The sequence below is a fragment of the Streptomyces yatensis genome, assembly GCF_018069625.1.
GTDB lineage: Bacteria > Actinomycetota > Actinomycetes > Streptomycetales > Streptomycetaceae > Streptomyces > Streptomyces yatensis.
The window spans coordinates 2,950,504-2,965,384 of record NZ_CP072941.1; the positions used below are offsets into that span (position 1 = coordinate 2,950,504).

Below are 14,881 nucleotides of genomic sequence, written 5' to 3' on the forward strand. Positions count from 1 at the left end.
AAAGGCGTTGCGCGTCGTCCTGCCCGGTCCCTACGGTGCGGGGATACGGCGGAGATCCGCATACGCGTCGTTTCGCGTACGCGCGCACGGAAGGAGCACACCGATGGGCGGCAGTCCCGGCATCGGCGTGTTCACCCGCGTCAACACCCGTGGCTGTGCCCGGGTGGCGTGTGCGCGCTTCTCGCCTTCGCTCACCCGCCGCCCGCGGCGCGGCCCCGGTGCCCTGGCCGGCCCGGACGCGCCCGGTGTCTCCATGAGTCTGTGAGCGCCCCGCTCCGCTGACTCGCCGGTGTCCGATCGTCTCACGCGGTGAGCCGATTCCTCGCGGTGAGCTCGCGGTGAGCTCGCGGTGAGCTCGCGGTGAGCTGATCCCTCCGTGTGAGCTGATCCCTCGCCGTGAGCCGACTCCTCGCCGTGAGCCGATTCCTCGCCGTGAGCTGATCCCTTGCCCCCACGCGCCCTCGGCCAGGGCCCCCGCCAGTCCAGGAAGCACTCGTTCCGGGACGGGCGGCAGGGCCCGTTCCGCGCTGCTGCCGCCCGCCCGGCTCCGAAAGGACCGTGGCCGTGGCCCGCAATCGACACCAACTCCCGACCCCGCACCGCACCGCACGCGACCGCGCGAGGCGCGCGTACGGGCAGAACTTCCTCATCGACCCGGGCGCCGTCGCCCGCGTCGTACGCGCCGCCCGCCCCGGGCCCGGCGATCTCCTGGTGGAGGTCGGCGCGGGCAAGGGGGCGCTCACCGAGGCGCTGGCGCCGCGCTGCCGTGAGCTGATCAGCTATGAGATCGACCGGCATCTGATCCCGGGGCTGCGGGAGCGGCTGGCCCGGTATCCGCGGGTCCGGGTGGTGCACCAGGACTTCCTGGCCGCGGCGCCGCCGCGCGAGCCGTTCGCCCTGGTCGGCAACGTGCCCTACGCCCGTACCGCCGAGATCGTGGCCTGGGCGCTGCGGGCGGGGCCCCAGCTGACCTCCGCGACGCTGCTCACGCAGGCGGAGTACGCCCGTAAGCGCACCGGGGACTACGGCCGCTGGTCCCTGCTGACCGTACGGTCCTGGCCGGAGGTCGAGTGGCGGCTGTGCGGGCGGGTGGCGCGCGCCGCCTTCCGGCCGGTGCCGGCGGTCGACGGCGGGATCCTGCGGCTGACCCGGCGGCCGCACCCGCTGCTCACTGACCCGGCGGCCCGGTCCGCCTACGCGGACCTGGTCGAGCTGGGCTTCACCGGGCTCGGCGGCTCGCTCCACGCGTCGCTGCGCCGGGGCTGTCCCGCCCGCGTCCTCGACCGGGCGTTCCGGGCGGCCGGGCTGGAGCCGGACGTGGTGGTGGCCTACGTGTCGCCGGAGCAGTGGCTGGTCCTCGCACGGGAGTTGAGCGGGGTCCGCCGGGTCAATCGCGGCTACCGCTGATAGCGGGCGAGCACCAGGTTGCCGTCCTCGACCAGCCGCTTCCGTAGCTCCCCCATCCCGATCGCCCCGCTGTAGTACTCCTGCAGCGCCGGGGTGGCCACCTTGTCCTTCCACTCCGGATAGCCGCGCACGGACTGGGCGGGTGCCGGTCGCAGCCCTCCGGCCAGGGCGGCGCCGGTGGCCCAGCCGTGCCGGCGGGTGTGCAGGGCGGGGTCGCGCAGCGCGGTCCGGCCGGTGGGGAGCATCCAGTCGCCCCGGGCGAGCCGCACCATATGCGGTGGGCGCAGGAAGAAGTCGATGAAGCGGGCCGCCTCCTTCTGGTACGGGCTGTCGGCGGCGATGGACAGCGTCTGGGGGCTGACCCCCTGCCGCTGGTCGCCGCCGGGTCCGGCCGGGGACGGCAGTACGGTCCAGGCGAAGCCCTTGGGCGCCTGCTGCACGATCTGCTGACGGTAGGAGAAGCCGAGGGGCACCATCGCGTACTTGCCGCCGAAGAAGCCGGGGAGGGTGTCGGAGCCGCCCATGCCGAGGGTGGTCCGCGCGGCGCTGCGGTCGCCGCCCAGCTGGTCGTGGATGACCCGGGGCACCCGCTGGTCGGCGGCGTCGAACCGGACGGTGACCTTGCCGTCCGCGCCCCGGTGGAAGACCTTGCCACCGGTGGACAGGGAGAGGTTGAGGGTCGCGGAGACGGGCTCCTTGAGCGGCCAGGCCACGCCGTGCGTCCCGTCGCGGGTCAGCTCCTTGGCCGCGTCCTCGAACTCGGCCCAGCTCCAGGGCCGTTCGGGGGCGGGGATCCGCACCCGGGACCGCTCCAGCAGGGCGCGGTTGGCGATGAGCACGCGCGGCTCCTGGAGGAACGGCACACCGTGGATGCCACCGGCGAAGGTGGCGGCCTGCCAGGTCTGGGGCGGGATCTCGTCCTTGAGCCGCTGGGGCAGCAGGTCGGTGAGGTCGGCGAGATAGCCGCCGTAGGCGAAGTCGGCGAGGTCGTCGGTGGCGTCGTGGATGATGTCGGGCGCCTCGCCGCCCTCGAAGGAGGTGAGCAGCTGGTCGTGGACGCTGTCCCAGCTGCCCTGGACGTAGTCGACCCGGATGTCGGGGTGGGCCGCGTTCCATTCGGCCACCAGCTGCTTGTTGGCCTGGATGGATTCCTGCTGCCAGGCCAGGGACTGGAAGCGGAGGGTGATCCGGCCGCCGGATGCCCGCCGCCGTCCGGGCGCGCAGGCGGAGAGCAGGGTCCCGGTGGCGGACAGCGTCCCGGCGGCGGACGCGGCCAGCAGCGTGCGGCGGCGCATCAGTGCTTCACCGCCCCGGCCAGGGTGCCGCTGGTGATCCGGCGCTGGATGAGCGCGAACAGCACGAGCGAGGGCAGCGTCGCCAGCAGGGAGGCGGCGGCGAGCGGGCCGAGGTCGGCGACGCCCTCGGCTCCGATGAAGTGGGTGAGGATGACCGGCATCGTCTGTTTCTGCGGGGACTTGAGCAGGACGAGCGCGAAGAAGAACTCGTTCCAGGCGGTGATGAAGGCGAAGAGGGCGGTGGCCACGATGCCGGGCGCCAGCAACGGCATGGTCACCGAGATCAGCGTCCGCGCTCGGCTCGCGCCGTCCACGGCCGCGGCCTCCTCCAGTTCGCGCGGTACGGCCCGGGCGTACCCGGCCAGCATCCAGAGGGCGAACGGCAGGGACCACACCACGTACACCATGATCAGCCCGGAGAGGGAGTCGATCAGGCGGACCTCCTTGAGCACCAGGAACAGCGGGATGATCACCAGGACGAAGGGGAACGCCTGGCTGACCACGATCCAGCCGGTGGCCGCCCGGGACAGCGGGGAGCGGTGGTGCCGGGCCATCACATAGGCCATCGGGGTGGCGATGACGACGGTGATGGCCGCGGCGGCGAGGGAGGCGATCAGGCTGTTCCCGGCGGACCGCAGCAGCGGCTGCTCGTCGAAGGCCTGGCGGAAGTTGTCGAGGGTGGGATGGTCGGGGATCCAGCCGGGGTGGAGGCTCGCCAGCTCACGCGGCGGTTTGAACGCGGTGGAGACCAGCCACAGCAGCGGGAAGGCCAGGAAGACCAGATAGCCGAGGAGGGCCAGGTACTGGCCGGTGCGGGCGGCGCGGCGCCGGGCGGTGCGGGTGCCCATGCGTCGGCGCCGGGCGGTGAGGCGGGTGCTCATGCGTCGGCGCCGGGCGGTGAGGCGGGTGCTCATGTGTCGTCGTCTCCCTTCAGCCGGGCGACGAGATGGACGGCCAGCAGGATGGAGACCACCGCCACCAGCACACAGCCCATCGCCGCCGCATAGCCGAACTGGCCGTAGCGGAACGCCTCTTCATAGGCGAAGAGCATCGGCAGCCGGGTGCGGCCGCCGGGTCCGCCGCCCGTCAGGACGTAGACCAGCGCGAAGGAGTTGACATTCCAGATGAAGCTGAGCGCGCTGATGGCGAGGGCGATGGGCCTGATGGCGGGCCAGGTGACGGTGCGGAAGCGGCGCCAGGCACCGGCACCGTCCATGGCCGCGGCCTCGTGCAGTTCGCGCGGCACGTTGGAGAGTCCGGCCAGCAGGGTGACCGTGACCTGCGGAAGGCGGGCCCAGATGCCGACCACGACGACGGCGGGCAGCGCGGTGGACAGGCTGCCGAGCCAGTCGCGGTGGGTGCCGAGCGTCTCGTTGAGCAGCCCCGCGTCGGGGTGGTAGACCAGCCGCCACATGATGCCGACCACGACCTCCGGCATCGCCCAGGGAACGATCGCCAGCGCCCGCGACAGCCAGCGGAACCGCAGGTTCTGATTGAGCAGCAGCGCGAGTCCGAGCGCGAGCAGGAACTGCGGTACGGAGACGGCGACCGCCCACACCAGGCCGATCCGGAAGGACTCCCAGAAGAGGGTGTCGCGCAGCAGGTCCTGGAAGTTGAGCAGCCCGATCCACTGGGTGGGGTCGGTGCGGCCCGCCTGCGCGTCGGTGAAGGCGAGCGCGATGCCGTAGAGCAGCGGGCCGACGCTGAGCAGGAGGATCGGGATCAGCGCGGGCAGCACCAGGAACCACGCCCGGTGGCCGTTCGCCGCGCGGCCCGGGCCCTTGCCTGTGGCGGTGGGCGGGGGCGGGGCGGAGCCCTGGTCCGAGCGCGCCGAGTCGGCGGTCACGGGTATCACGGCAGGGCCTCCTTCGGACGCGGTGGGAGGGCGGTCCGGTGGGAGAGCCCACGTCATCGTGCGGAGGGCGGGCGGTGCAGTCAAGCGGTTCACCTGCGGTAGCCGATGCGAGACTTGGGCGCCGACGAGGAGCAACCGAGCAGAATGGGGTACGGCGGTGGCGGATGTCGCGTTCACGGAGGAGCGGGCACGGGCGGTGCTCTCGGCCGCGCTGCCGCCCTACCGGGCCGGTACGGCGGAGGCCCGGCTGCTGTCCCTCGGCGAGAACGCCGTCTTCGCCGTCGACAGCCTCTCCCTGGTGGTCCGGATCAGCCGCGATCTGGAGGTGTGGGACCGGGCCGCCCGGGAGCTGCGGATCGCCGACTGGCTCGCCCGGGAGGGACTGCCCGCGGTACGTCCCGACCGGCGCTTCGGCTCCGAGCAACCGCTTCCGTTCGCCAACCACCTCGTCACGTACTGGCAACGGCTTCCCGATCCGGTACGCCCGGCCGGGCCGCGCGACCTCGCGGAGCTGCTGCGGATGGTGCACGCGCTGCCCGACCCGCCCGCCGGTCCACCCGCCGGTCCACCCGCCCCGGCACCGCCGCCGCTGCCGCTGCCGCGCCGCGATCTGCTGGGCGGGATCGAGCGCTGGCTGCGGCTGGCCGGGGGCGCGATCGACCCGGCGGACGCGGCGTATCTGCGCGCCCGCCGGGACGACTTCGCGGCCGCCGTCGAGGACCTGACCCCGCGGCTCACCCCCGGCCCGATCCACGGCGACGCGCTGCCGCGCAATGTGCACATCGGCCCGGACGGCCCGGTACTGGTGGACCTGGAGACCTTCTCGCACGATCTGCGCGAGCACGATCTGGTGGTGATGGCGCTGTCCCGGGACCGCTATGGGCTCGGCGCGGAGGCGTACGACGCGTTCGTGGCGGAGTACGGCTGGGACGTCCGGGAGTGGCCCGGCTGCGGGGTGCTGCGCGGCGCGCGGGAGACGGCGAGCTGCGCCTGGGTCGCCCAGCACGCCCCGGGCAACCCGGCGGCGCGCGCCGAGTTCACCCGCCGCATCGCCTCCCTGCGGGAGGACGACCCGACGGTGCGCTGGCACACGTTCTGAGCAATTCGCTCAGGCGCGCCACCCCGGGTCGCGGCCGCTCAAGGCGATCGCGCGGTCCAGCGGAGGCGCGTCGGCCGGGACGGGGATCCTGGGGCCGAACAGCTCCTGGGGGCGCTCCTCGTCCGGGACCGCCGACAGCCATCCGATGACGGCCTCGGCGCTGCGAGCATCGCAGTCGTAGGGCTGGCCGGTGGCGCGGGCCAGGTCCCAGCCGTGGATCAGCAGCTCGTCCAGCGCCACGACGCCCATCATCTGGGCGGGCATGGTGACGCCCCCGGCCACCGTGGTGCCCTGCCAGGCGGACGGCTCGCGCCAGGCCGCGGCCATCGCCTCGAGCCGGCGCGGCAGCTCCTGCCGCCACTCGGGGTCAAGCCGGTCCGCCGCCCCCTCCCCGGGGGCGGGGTCGTCCGGGCCCGCCGCGGCCGTGGTCTTCTCCGCCGCCTGGCGCATGCCAATGGCGAGCCCCATGAAGTGGTCGAGCAGATCTCCCACGGAGTAGGTGCCACACGGTGTGGGCGCGCCGAGCTGCTCGTCAGAGACGCCGCTGAGCAGCGCCGTCACCCGCTGGGCGGTGGGTCCGAAATCGATCATGGTGGTCTGTTCATCGGTCACGGTCGTCTTCTCCTCGCTCGAGTCCGTGGTCCGTCCCCCTTACCCGTACGGACCGCACCGCCGTCGGAAACTCATCGGTGCGGCGCGCTCCGATATTCGCCCGGTGGTCGCTCACCCCAGCCCCGGTGGGCCACTACCCCACCACCGCCCCCGCCTCCCGCAGGGGCCAGCCGGCGTCCACGACCGCGTCCGGGGTGCCCTTGCGGCGCAGCCACGACTGGAAGTCGGCCGCCCAGCCCGCGTACCACCCCACCTGCTTGCGGTGGAGGTCCCACAGCTCGAGCCCGGCGACCTCGCGGTGGCGCTCGGCGAGCGCGCAGGCGACCCGCACCGCCGCCAGCGCGTCCGCACCGGCGTCATGGGCGCGGTCGTGCACCACCCCGTACTCCCCGCAGACGGCCTCCAGCGTGCGCTTGCCCTTGCGATAGCGGTCGACGGCTCGGTCTATCGTGTACGGATCCACCACGGGGCCGGTCTCCGCGCCCTCCAGCCGCTCGCTCAGCGGGCGCAGCCCGTGCCGCCCCAACTCGGCGGCGAGCAGGCTGAGATCGAACGCCGCGTTGTACGCCACCACCGGGGCGCCGGCGCGCCAGTGGGCCACCAGCACCTCGGCGACCTCCTCGACCACCTCACGCGCGGGCCGGCCCTCCGCCGCCGCCCGCTCATTGGTGATCCCGTGCACCGCCACGGCGCCGTCGGGGATGGGCACTTGAGGATCGGCCAGCCACTCGCGCCGCCCTATCGGCTCCCCGTCCCTCACCTCGACCACGGCCGCCGTCACGATCCGTGACGTCCGCGGATCGGTGCCCGTCGTCTCCAGATCGAATCCGATCAGCAGCCCCCGATGCCAGCCCATGACCGCCCCTCCCTTTGTCGTACTTCCCCCAGGTGTGCACCACCTTCCCACGCACCACTGACAACGACCGGTGAAGGACCTCCGGGGCCGCGGGCCCGACGAGCCGCAACCCCGCGAGCCACCACCCGGTGCCCCACGACAAGTCCTCAGACGTCTGAGGACTCTGTGTTAAAGTCCCGCCGTCCTCGGAAGATCGTTCGGGAAGGAAGGCGCGGCGCGGTGGCGGAGACGGCACGGTTGCGGCACGGGCCCGTGGTGCCGCGGGTCGAGAGCGCCCTGCGCGCGATGCTCGCGGAGGGCCGGTGGCGGCCCGGTGAGCGGCTGCCCAACGAGGTGGCGCTCGCCGCCGAACTGGGCGTGGGCCGCTCCTCGGTGCGGGAGGCCGTGCGGCTGCTGGCCCATGACGGGCTGGTGGAGGTGCGCCATGGTTCGGGCACCTACGCAGCCGAGCCCCCGACCCCCGCCGCGGAGGGCGATATGCGGCGGCTGTTGCGCCGGGCCCGGCTGCGCGAGGTGTACGAGGTGCGCCGCGCCCTGGAAGTGGAGGCCGCCCGGCTGGCCGCCGGGCGCCTGCGCCCCGAGGACATCGGGCGGCTGCGGGACCGTCTCGCGCTGCGCGAGGAGCGGGCCGGAGGCGATCCGGCCGCCTTCGTGGACGCCGATCTGGCCTTCCACCGGGCCGTGGTGGAGCTGTCCGGGAACGCCGTGCTGCTCGGCCTGTTCACCTCCGTCCTGCCGGTGCTGCGCGCCGCGCTGGTGGAGATGGTCAGCTACGAGACGGCACTGCCCGATGTGTCGTGCGCCCACGCCGAGCTGCTGGACGGGCTGGCGCGCGGGGACGCCGACGCCGCGATCGCGGCCACGGTCTCCCATCTCGAGGCCGTCATGGAACTGTTCGACAGCGAAAAGGAGGTGGCGGCCCCGTGACCGCCCCGGCCGTCCCCGTACTCAGGCTGCGCGATGTGGATGTGGTGCGCGACGGCACCCCGCTGCTGCGCTCGATCTCGCTCACCGTCCACCAGGGGGAGCACTGGGCGCTGCTCGGCTCCAACGGCGCGGGCAAGTCCACCCTGCTGAGCCTCGCGGGCGCGCTGGTGCACCCGACGCACGGCACGGTGGAGGTCCTCGGGCGCACGCTGGGGCGGGTGGATCTGCGGGAGCTGCGGTCGTTCGTGGGCCATGTCGATCCCCGGCATCCGCTGCGCTCCCCGCTGCGGGTGCGGGACGTGGTGCTCACCGGGCTGACCAACACCGTGGAGCCGGTCCCCCGACGCCACTCCACTCCCGAGCAGCGGGAGCGGGCCGACCGGCTGCTGACCACCCTCGGCATGGGCGGGAAGCTGGACGCGCGCTGGCCGACCCTGTCGCAGGGCCAGCGCGGCCGGGTGCTGATCGCCCGGGCGCTGATGCCCCTCCCCCGGCTGCTGCTGCTCGACGAACCGGCCACCGGCCTGGACCTGGCCGCCCGTGAACAGCTGCTGGAGAGCCTGGACACCCTGCGCCGGGAACACCCCGAGCTGGCCACCGTCCTGGTGACCCATCACCTGGAGGAGCTGCCCGCCAGCACCACCCACGCGATGCTGCTGCGGGAGGGCGAAGTGCTGAGCGCGGGGGAGGTCGACGCGGTCCTGACCACCGACGCCATCAGCAAGTGCTTCGACCACCCGGTGCACATCAGCCGCACCGACGGCCGCTGGGCCGCCCGGGCGCTACGGCCGCCGTACCAGGGCGCGGACCATCCGGCTCATCACAGCGGACCGTCCGGCTCATAACAGCGGTCAGGACACCGGCCGGGAGTCCGCCCAGACGCTCTCGAACTCCTCGCGGTAGGTGCCGAAGAGCCCGCCCTCGCCCTCTTGGGCCCCGCCCTCGCGGACGACGTCGCTGCCCCGCCCGCCGCCGCGCAGCACGAGGACCGGGGCCTCCATGCCCCGGGCCTTGCGCAGATACGGCTGGACGACCGCGAGGCCGTCCGCGCCGTCGCCGTTGACCAGGTAGGCGGTGAAGCGGGGGGTCTCGTCGAAGACATGGATCTCGAACGCGTCCGGGTCCCGCAGCCGGGCGCGCACCCGCCGCATATGGAGGATGTTCATCTCCACCGAGCGGCTCATCTCGCCCTTCTTCAGGCCGAGTTCGCGCTCCCGCCGCCGTACCGCGCTGCTCGCCGGGTTGAGGAAGAGCAGCCGGGCCCGGCAGCCGGATTCGGCCAGCCGGACCAGCCGGCGGCCCGAGTAGTTCTGGACCAGGAGGTTGAGCCCGATGCCGACGGCGTCGAGCCGGCGGGCGTTGCCGAAGAGGTCCTCGGCGGGGAGCTGGCGCTGCAGCCGCACCCGGTCGGGATGGACGCCCACGACGTCGGCGTAGCGGTCGCCGACGAGGTCCTCGACGGCGTCGATGGGCAGCCGGTCGGCGGAGGGGGAGCCGGTGCCGCTGCCGAGGATCTCCAGCAGCCGGGCGGAGGCGCGCTCGGCCTGGGCGAGGACGGTCACGGACAGGGCGCGGTTGCGGGAGACGACATTGCGGGCGACCTCCAGCTCGTCCAGGGCCAGCTCGACCTCGCGGCGGTCGTCGAGGTACGGCTCGAAGCACGGCCAGTGCTGGACGAGGAGTTCCCGCAGCTGCGGCAGGGTCAGGAAGCTGACGACATTGTCGTCGGCCGGGTCGAGCAGATAGCCCTTGCGCCGGCTCACCTCCCGGACCGCGACCGCCCGCTGCACCCATTCCTGCCCGGCGGGGCCGGCGGCGGCGATGACCCAGTCCTCGCCGTGGACCGGTTCGTAGATGGGCCGCAGTACGGCGTTGACGACCGCGCGCAGCCGCTGTTCCACGAGGTTGAGCCAGATATAGGCCCGCCCGGCCCGGCGTGCGCGTGTGCGCACCTCGCTCCAGGCGTCGGCGCCCCAGTCCAGTTCCGCTCCGATCTCCATCGGCCGCACCAGGGACACTGCGCCGGGAGGTGCGTCGGTGGAGCCGTCACCCCCGGGACCTCCGTCACCGGGGGGCAGCTCCAGCCCGCCCGAGCTCACCTGTGCACCGCCTTCCGCCCCCGTCCAACGATCACCGCAGACTACTGCGCTGGCGGGGGCGGTGCGACACTCAGGTCCTGCCTATCGGGTCAACGTTCCTCTTCTGTATGGCCGTTGTGTCCGGACAGTGCAGGAGGCGTGAGGGGATTCATAGCGGTGACGTCGCGCGGGGAGAGCTGGAAGCCCTGCCAGTGCAGCGGCATGGGCTCCTGGTCCTCATCCCGGGCGATGTGATGGAACCCGATGTTGACCCATACGATCGGGTGTTTGAGGGTCTGGCCATTGACCCACTTGTCGACGCTCTTGCCCGCACCGGCGCCGCAGTTGCGCAGATTGTTGCTGGCGAACTGCTCACACTTCTTGTACTCGGTGAAGTAGACGTCGTGCTTGGTGAAACTACGGCCCTGGTACTTGGTGGTGTGGCCGGGGACGATCTCGTAGCTGCGCGGATGGCCGTCCTTGTTCTTGCCCGTGGAGCTGACCACGCGCCACCAACGGGCCGGTGCCGCGTCGCCCGCCAGCTCCTTGGTGACCTTGGTGCGGGTGGTCTTGGTCTTCGGGATCCGCCCCGAGGTCGCGGTGGTCTTCGAGTCGTACTGCTCGACCTTGCTCTTGGACGAGCCGTCGAGCCCGAAGTTCAGCCGCCAGAAGACGTTGTGGGCGTGGCTGGTGGCGTAGTCCTTGGCGCCCTTGCCGAGGGGCCAGCCGCGGCCGTCGCCCGCGTCGTAGTCCATCGGGGAGAGCGTGCCGGTGGCGCCGACCTGCATGGTCATGGTGCCGTCACCGGCGAACCGCCACTCGGTGATGTACTCGTACCAGCCGACCTGGTTGACGGTGTAGACCAGCAGGTCCTTGCCCTGCAGCTGGTAGACCTTGTTGTCCTCGCCGGCTCCGAAGCCCCCCGTGCCCATGCGGTAGGCGTGGCCGCGGGCCCGGGTGGTGGCGCACAGGCCCTTCACATTCGGATGCTCGGGGTCCCAGGCGTCGGGCACCCGCACGGTCTTGATGGTGCCGCCGGGGCATTCGGCCGGGTCGAGCTGCTGCAGCCCCTGGGCGAAGCCCTGCCCGGTGAGGTCGTCGTACTCATTGCTGCCGTCGTCGTACGGCACATGGATCTGGCCCAGCTTGGCCGAGGTCAGCACCTTGATCGGGGCGCTTTCGCCCTTGGGCTGGTACGAGACCTTGTCGAGCACCAGACCGGCGTTGCTCTCGTAGTGCCAGCACATCCGCCAGGTGGTGCCGCCGTCCAGCTTCTGCTCGATTCTGTACGGGGCGCTGCAATCCGCCGCGGCCGGGCTCTGCGGGGCCGCCTGGGCGGTGCCGACCGGCCCGGCGGCGACCGCCACGGTGCCGAGCAGCGCCGAGGCGCCGATGGCCGCCGCGACCCGGGCACGGGCGCGGCGGAGCCTGCTTTCAGGCATGGAAGGACTCCTGTGATGAAGGTGAGGCATAGGGATGTGCGCTGTGCCGGTGCCTGGCACCCGGCTCAGGTCAGCTTGGCGACCTTGCGGGCGCTCAGGTCGATCACCATCTGCCGGGTGTCGATCCACGGGCCGTTCACCACCCGGGTGAACAGCCGTACGCAGCGGTGCGCGCCGCAGTCCCCGACCGAGGCCGGACCGGGGTTGCCCTCGCCCGCGCGGTAGACGAAGCCGGTGACGGTCAGCTGGTCCGGGCGGGTCAGCGCCTTGCCGGTGGCGTCCTTGAAGTCCTTCTTCAGCCCCTCGCCCAGCTTGTCGTCCATCAGCAGCCGCGCGGCCTCCATCACCTCGTCGCGGTTGGGCGGCGGCTGGACCCCGTGCTGGGTGTCGGTGGCGGTCACCTTGCCGCTGCCGAGGTCGACCGTCTTGGTGACGTAGGTGTCGTCCTTGTAGTCGTAGTACGTCACCTCGGCGCGGCGCGGCGCGTCGGCGGCCCCCACCTCGTCGGGGCCGAGCTCCGCGAGGTCGGTGGAGAGCCGCTCGGGGCCCTTGGCGCCCTTGACGTCCTCGCTGCTCAGCCGGAAGCCGCCGCCGCCCGTGAGGGCCTGGGCGCGCTTCATCTCATCGTCGGTCAGTGGATCGCGGCCGGTGCCGGTGCGGCCCTGCTCGGGCGCGTCCTCCACCACACCGGGCAGCTGCCGGGCCGCCTGGCCCTGTTCCGCCGCCGAGCCCTGGGGTCCCCCACCCGAGCTCTCTTTGCCGGAGGCGCTCCCCGGGAGCGTCACCCCGATCATGACCGCCGTGGCCGTGGCGGCCACGGCGGCGCCGGCCACCACCTTGCCCAGGTGGCGGTGCATCAGCTTGCGCACATCCTCCCCCAATCCCCCCTGTCATCACATCGGACCGCATAGCGGGATACGCGTACGCGGAGGTCACCCGGTAGGACGAACCGATATGGCCGTAGGTTGCCTCCCTTTTGAGGAAGTTCTGTTGAAAGGGCGGATGGGTCGGGCCAGTTGGGAAAGGATGCAGGGTCGGTCAGGTTCCGTCCGGTGCCCGGGGTGCTCGCGGTCCCCGGAGAAGAAGTGGAAGAGTCGACGTATGCAGGTCTGGCCGGGGCAGGCTTACCCCCTTGGCGCCACGTACGACGGCGCCGGAACCAACTTCGCGGTGTTCTCCGAGGCCGCCGTCCGTATCGAGCTGTGCCTCCTGCACGACGACGGCTCGGAGACGGCGGTCGAGCTGCGGGAGTCCGACGCGTTCGTACGCCACGCCTATCTGCCGGGGATCATGCCGGGGCAGCGCTACGGCTTCCGGGCCCACGGCCCGTACGAGCCGGAGGCCGGCCACCGCTGCAATTCCGCCAAGCTGCTGCTGGATCCGTACGCCAAGGCGCTCAGCGGGCGGATCGACTGGGGCGAGGAGGTCTACGGCTACCACTTCGGGCGGCCCGACAAGCGCAATGACCTCGACTCCGCCCCGCACACCATGGCGTCCGTCGTGGTCAATCCGTACTTCGACTGGGGGGACGACCGCCCGCCGCGCACCGACTACCACCGCACGGTCATCTACGAGGCCCACGTCAAGGGGCTGACCATGCGCCACCCCCGGCTGCCCGAGGAGCTGCGCGGGACGTACGCGGCGCTGGCCCATCCGGCGATCATCGAACATCTGACGGAGCTGGGCGTCACCACGCTGGAACTGATGCCGGTGCACCAGTTCGTCCACGACCACCGGCTGGCCGACGCGGGCCTTGCCAACTACTGGGGCTACAACACCATCGGCTTCTTCGCCCCGCACAACGCCTACGCCTCCTGGGGTGACCGGGGCCAGCAGGTGCTGGAGTTCAAATCGGCCGTCCGGGCGCTGCACCAGGCGGGCATCGAGGTCATCCTGGACGTGGTCTACAACCACACGGCCGAGGGCAACCACCTGGGCCCCACGCTCTCCTTCCGGGGCCTGGACAACGCCTCGTACTACCGGCTGACCGAGGACCGCCGGTACTACATGGACACCACCGGCACCGGGAACTCCCTGCTGATGCGCTCCCCGCACGTACTGCAGCTGATCATGGACTCGCTGCGCTACTGGGTGACCGAGATGCATGTGGACGGCTTCCGCTTCGATCTGGCGGCGACGCTGGCCCGGCAGTTCCACGAGGTGGACCGGCTCTCCTCGTTCTTCGACCTGGTCCAGCAGGATCCGGTGGTGAGCCAGGTGAAGCTGATCGCCGAGCCCTGGGACGTCGGCGAGGGCGGCTACCAGGTCGGCAACTTCCCACCCCTGTGGACCGAATGGAACGGCAAGTTCCGGGACACCGTGCGGGATCTGTGGCGCGGCGAGCCGAGGACACTCGCCGAGTTCGCCTCCCGGCTGACCGGCTCCTCCGACCTCTACCAGGGCGACGGGCGGCGCCCGCTGGCCTCGGTCAACTTCGTCACCTGCCATGACGGCTTCACCCTGCGCGACCTGGTGAGCTACGACGAGAAGCACAACGAGGCCAACGGCGAGTCCAACCAGGACGGCGAGAGCTACAACCGCTCCTGGAACTGCGGGGTCGAGGGCGAGACCGACGACCCGGCGGTGCGGACGCTGCGCGAGCGCCAGATGCGCAACTTCGTCGCGACCCTGATGCTCTCCCAGGGCGTGCCGATGCTCAGCCACGGCGATGAGTTCGGGCGCACCCAGGGCGGCAACAACAACGCGTACTGCCAGGACAACGAGGTCTCCTGGGTGCGGTGGCCGGATCACGTCAAGGGGCAGGACGGCGAGTGGGAGGACCGCTCGGCGCTGGAACTGCTGCGCTTCACCCGCTCGCTGGTGTGGCTGCGCCGCGACCATCCGGTCTTCCGGCGCCGCCGCTTCTTCCACGGACGGCCGGTGGAGGGCACCCATGACGAGCTGTCCGACATCGCCTGGTTCACCCATGAGGGCGAGGAGATGATCCCGCGCGACTGGCAGGCGGCGCATGCCAAGTCCCTCGCGGTCTTCCTCAACGGCAGCGCGATCTCCGAACCGGGGGTGCGCGGTGAGCGGATCACCGATGACTCGTTCCTGCTGCTGTTCAACGCCCACCATGAGCCGCTGGACTTCGTCGTCCCCATCGACCACGGCAAGCAGTGGCAGGTCATCGTGGACACGGCGGTGCCGGCGGGCGTGGAGCCGGGCAGCGGGACGAAGGTGGCGGCGGGCGATGTGCTGACCCTGGTGGACCGCAGCCTGATGGTGCTGCAGCGGCCTGCTTAGATCCGGGGCCCGTCTGCGGGGTGTCCGGCGGACGACCACGCGGCGGAGCCGCATGGTCCGCCCC

At 72.1% G+C, this 14,881-nt stretch carries 14 protein-coding genes; 6 read left to right on the forward strand and 8 right to left on the reverse strand.

Features of this window, described 5'->3' with window-relative positions; translation table 11 throughout:
- Nucleotides 1-103: 103 nt before the first annotated feature.
- Nucleotides 104-265 (forward strand): hypothetical protein, encoded by a 162-nt coding sequence (locus tag J8403_RS11885; RefSeq protein WP_211123167.1) that lies wholly within the window; start codon nucleotides 104-106, stop codon nucleotides 263-265.
- A gap of 299 nt (nucleotides 266-564) precedes the next feature.
- Nucleotides 565-1,407 (forward strand): ErmE/ErmH/ErmO/ErmR family 23S rRNA (adenine(2058)-N(6))-methyltransferase, encoded by an 843-nt coding sequence (gene erm / locus J8403_RS11890; protein ID WP_211123168.1) that lies wholly within the window; start codon nucleotides 565-567, stop codon nucleotides 1,405-1,407.
- Here erm and J8403_RS11895 read toward each other — a convergent pair.
- From J8403_RS11895 to J8403_RS11905, 3 genes are read right to left on the reverse strand one after another with little or no spacing between them, the layout of a single operon-like run.
- Nucleotides 1,398-2,702 (reverse strand): ABC transporter substrate-binding protein, encoded by a 1,305-nt coding sequence (locus tag J8403_RS11895; RefSeq protein ID WP_211123169.1) that lies wholly within the window; start codon nucleotides 2,700-2,702, stop codon nucleotides 1,398-1,400. The two genes, erm and J8403_RS11895, sit on opposite strands and share 10 nt — an antisense overlap.
- Nucleotides 2,702-3,583, reverse strand: coding sequence for a carbohydrate ABC transporter permease (locus J8403_RS11900; protein ID WP_425519892.1), 882 nt, complete (start codon nucleotides 3,581-3,583; stop codon nucleotides 2,702-2,704). Before J8403_RS11900 ends, J8403_RS11895 begins: the two co-directional genes overlap by 1 nt.
- Before the next feature lie 29 nt (nucleotides 3,584-3,612).
- Entirely contained in the window at nucleotides 3,613-4,548 is a 936-nt protein-coding gene (locus J8403_RS11905) for a carbohydrate ABC transporter permease (RefSeq protein ID WP_425519893.1), read from the reverse strand.
- Nucleotides 4,549-4,714: 166 nt separating this feature from the next.
- On the opposite strand from J8403_RS11905, the gene J8403_RS11910 reads away from it, so the two are divergent.
- Nucleotides 4,715-5,656, forward strand: coding sequence for a phosphotransferase (locus J8403_RS11910; RefSeq protein WP_211123171.1), 942 nt, complete (start codon nucleotides 4,715-4,717; stop codon nucleotides 5,654-5,656).
- A gap of 9 nt (nucleotides 5,657-5,665) precedes the next feature.
- Here the strand turns inward: J8403_RS11910 and J8403_RS11915 are convergent, their stop codons facing one another.
- Nucleotides 5,666-6,268 (reverse strand): TIGR03086 family metal-binding protein, encoded by a 603-nt coding sequence (locus J8403_RS11915; protein ID WP_211123172.1) that lies wholly within the window; start codon nucleotides 6,266-6,268, stop codon nucleotides 5,666-5,668.
- 133 nt (nucleotides 6,269-6,401) lie between these two features.
- Nucleotides 6,402-7,124, reverse strand: coding sequence for a 3'-5' exonuclease (locus J8403_RS11920; RefSeq protein WP_211123173.1), 723 nt, complete (start codon nucleotides 7,122-7,124; stop codon nucleotides 6,402-6,404).
- A 219-nt stretch (nucleotides 7,125-7,343) separates the two neighbouring features.
- Between J8403_RS11920 and J8403_RS11925 the strand changes: the two genes are divergently transcribed.
- Nucleotides 7,344-8,051 carry a FadR/GntR family transcriptional regulator gene (locus J8403_RS11925; RefSeq protein ID WP_211123174.1) on the forward strand — a complete coding sequence of 236 codons (708 nt, stop codon included), beginning with the start codon at nucleotides 7,344-7,346 and terminating at the stop codon, nucleotides 8,049-8,051.
- The gene (locus tag J8403_RS11930) at nucleotides 8,048-8,896 is read left to right on the forward strand and encodes an ABC transporter ATP-binding protein (protein WP_211123175.1); all 849 of its coding nucleotides are present in this window, start codon (nucleotides 8,048-8,050) and stop codon (nucleotides 8,894-8,896) included. Before J8403_RS11925 ends, J8403_RS11930 begins: the two co-directional genes overlap by 4 nt.
- Before the next feature lie 6 nt (nucleotides 8,897-8,902).
- Here J8403_RS11930 and J8403_RS11935 read toward each other — a convergent pair whose 3' ends face one another.
- The 3 genes from J8403_RS11935 to J8403_RS11945 all read right to left on the reverse strand — a co-directional run bounded on the left by J8403_RS11935 (nucleotide 8,903) and on the right by J8403_RS11945 (nucleotide 12,440).
- Nucleotides 8,903-10,150 carry an SAV2148 family HEPN domain-containing protein gene (locus tag J8403_RS11935; protein WP_211123176.1) on the reverse strand — a complete coding sequence of 416 codons (1,248 nt, stop codon included), beginning with the start codon at nucleotides 10,148-10,150 and terminating at the stop codon, nucleotides 8,903-8,905.
- Nucleotides 10,151-10,239: 89 nt separating this feature from the next.
- On the reverse strand, nucleotides 10,240-11,571 hold the full coding sequence (locus J8403_RS11940) for a copper amine oxidase (protein ID WP_211123177.1): 1,332 nt from the start codon (nucleotides 11,569-11,571) through the stop codon (nucleotides 10,240-10,242).
- 65 nt (nucleotides 11,572-11,636) lie between these two features.
- Nucleotides 11,637-12,440: a Tat pathway signal sequence domain protein gene (locus J8403_RS11945; protein WP_246585813.1), complete on the reverse strand. Its 804-nt coding sequence runs from the start codon at nucleotides 12,438-12,440 to the stop codon at nucleotides 11,637-11,639.
- Nucleotides 12,441-12,672: 232 nt separating this feature from the next.
- On the opposite strand from J8403_RS11945, the gene glgX reads away from it, so the two are divergent.
- A complete protein-coding gene (gene glgX / locus J8403_RS11950) occupies nucleotides 12,673-14,817 on the forward strand; it encodes a glycogen debranching protein GlgX (RefSeq protein WP_211123178.1) in 2,145 nt (714 codons plus the stop codon).
- Nucleotides 14,818-14,881: the final 64 nt, after the last annotated feature.

Bases quoted from the DNA above. Each gene is read 5' to 3' on its own strand.
- J8403_RS11885 (WP_211123167.1), top strand. From the start codon at position 104: ATGGGCGGCAGTCCCGGCATCGGCGTGTTCACCCGCGTCAACACCCGT.
- J8403_RS11895 (WP_211123169.1), bottom strand. From the start codon at position 2,702: ATGCGCCGCCGCACGCTGCTGGCCGCGTCCGCCGCCGGGACGCTGTCC.
- J8403_RS11900 (WP_425519892.1), bottom strand. From the start codon at position 3,583: ATGAGCACCCGCCTCACCGCCCGGCGCCGACGCATGGGCACCCGCACC.
- J8403_RS11920 (WP_211123173.1), bottom strand. From the start codon at position 7,124: ATGGGCTGGCATCGGGGGCTGCTGATCGGATTCGATCTGGAGACGACG.
- J8403_RS11940 (WP_211123177.1), bottom strand. From the start codon at position 11,571: ATGCCTGAAAGCAGGCTCCGCCGCGCCCGTGCCCGGGTCGCGGCGGCC.
- glgX (WP_211123178.1), top strand. From the start codon at position 12,673: ATGCAGGTCTGGCCGGGGCAGGCTTACCCCCTTGGCGCCACGTACGAC.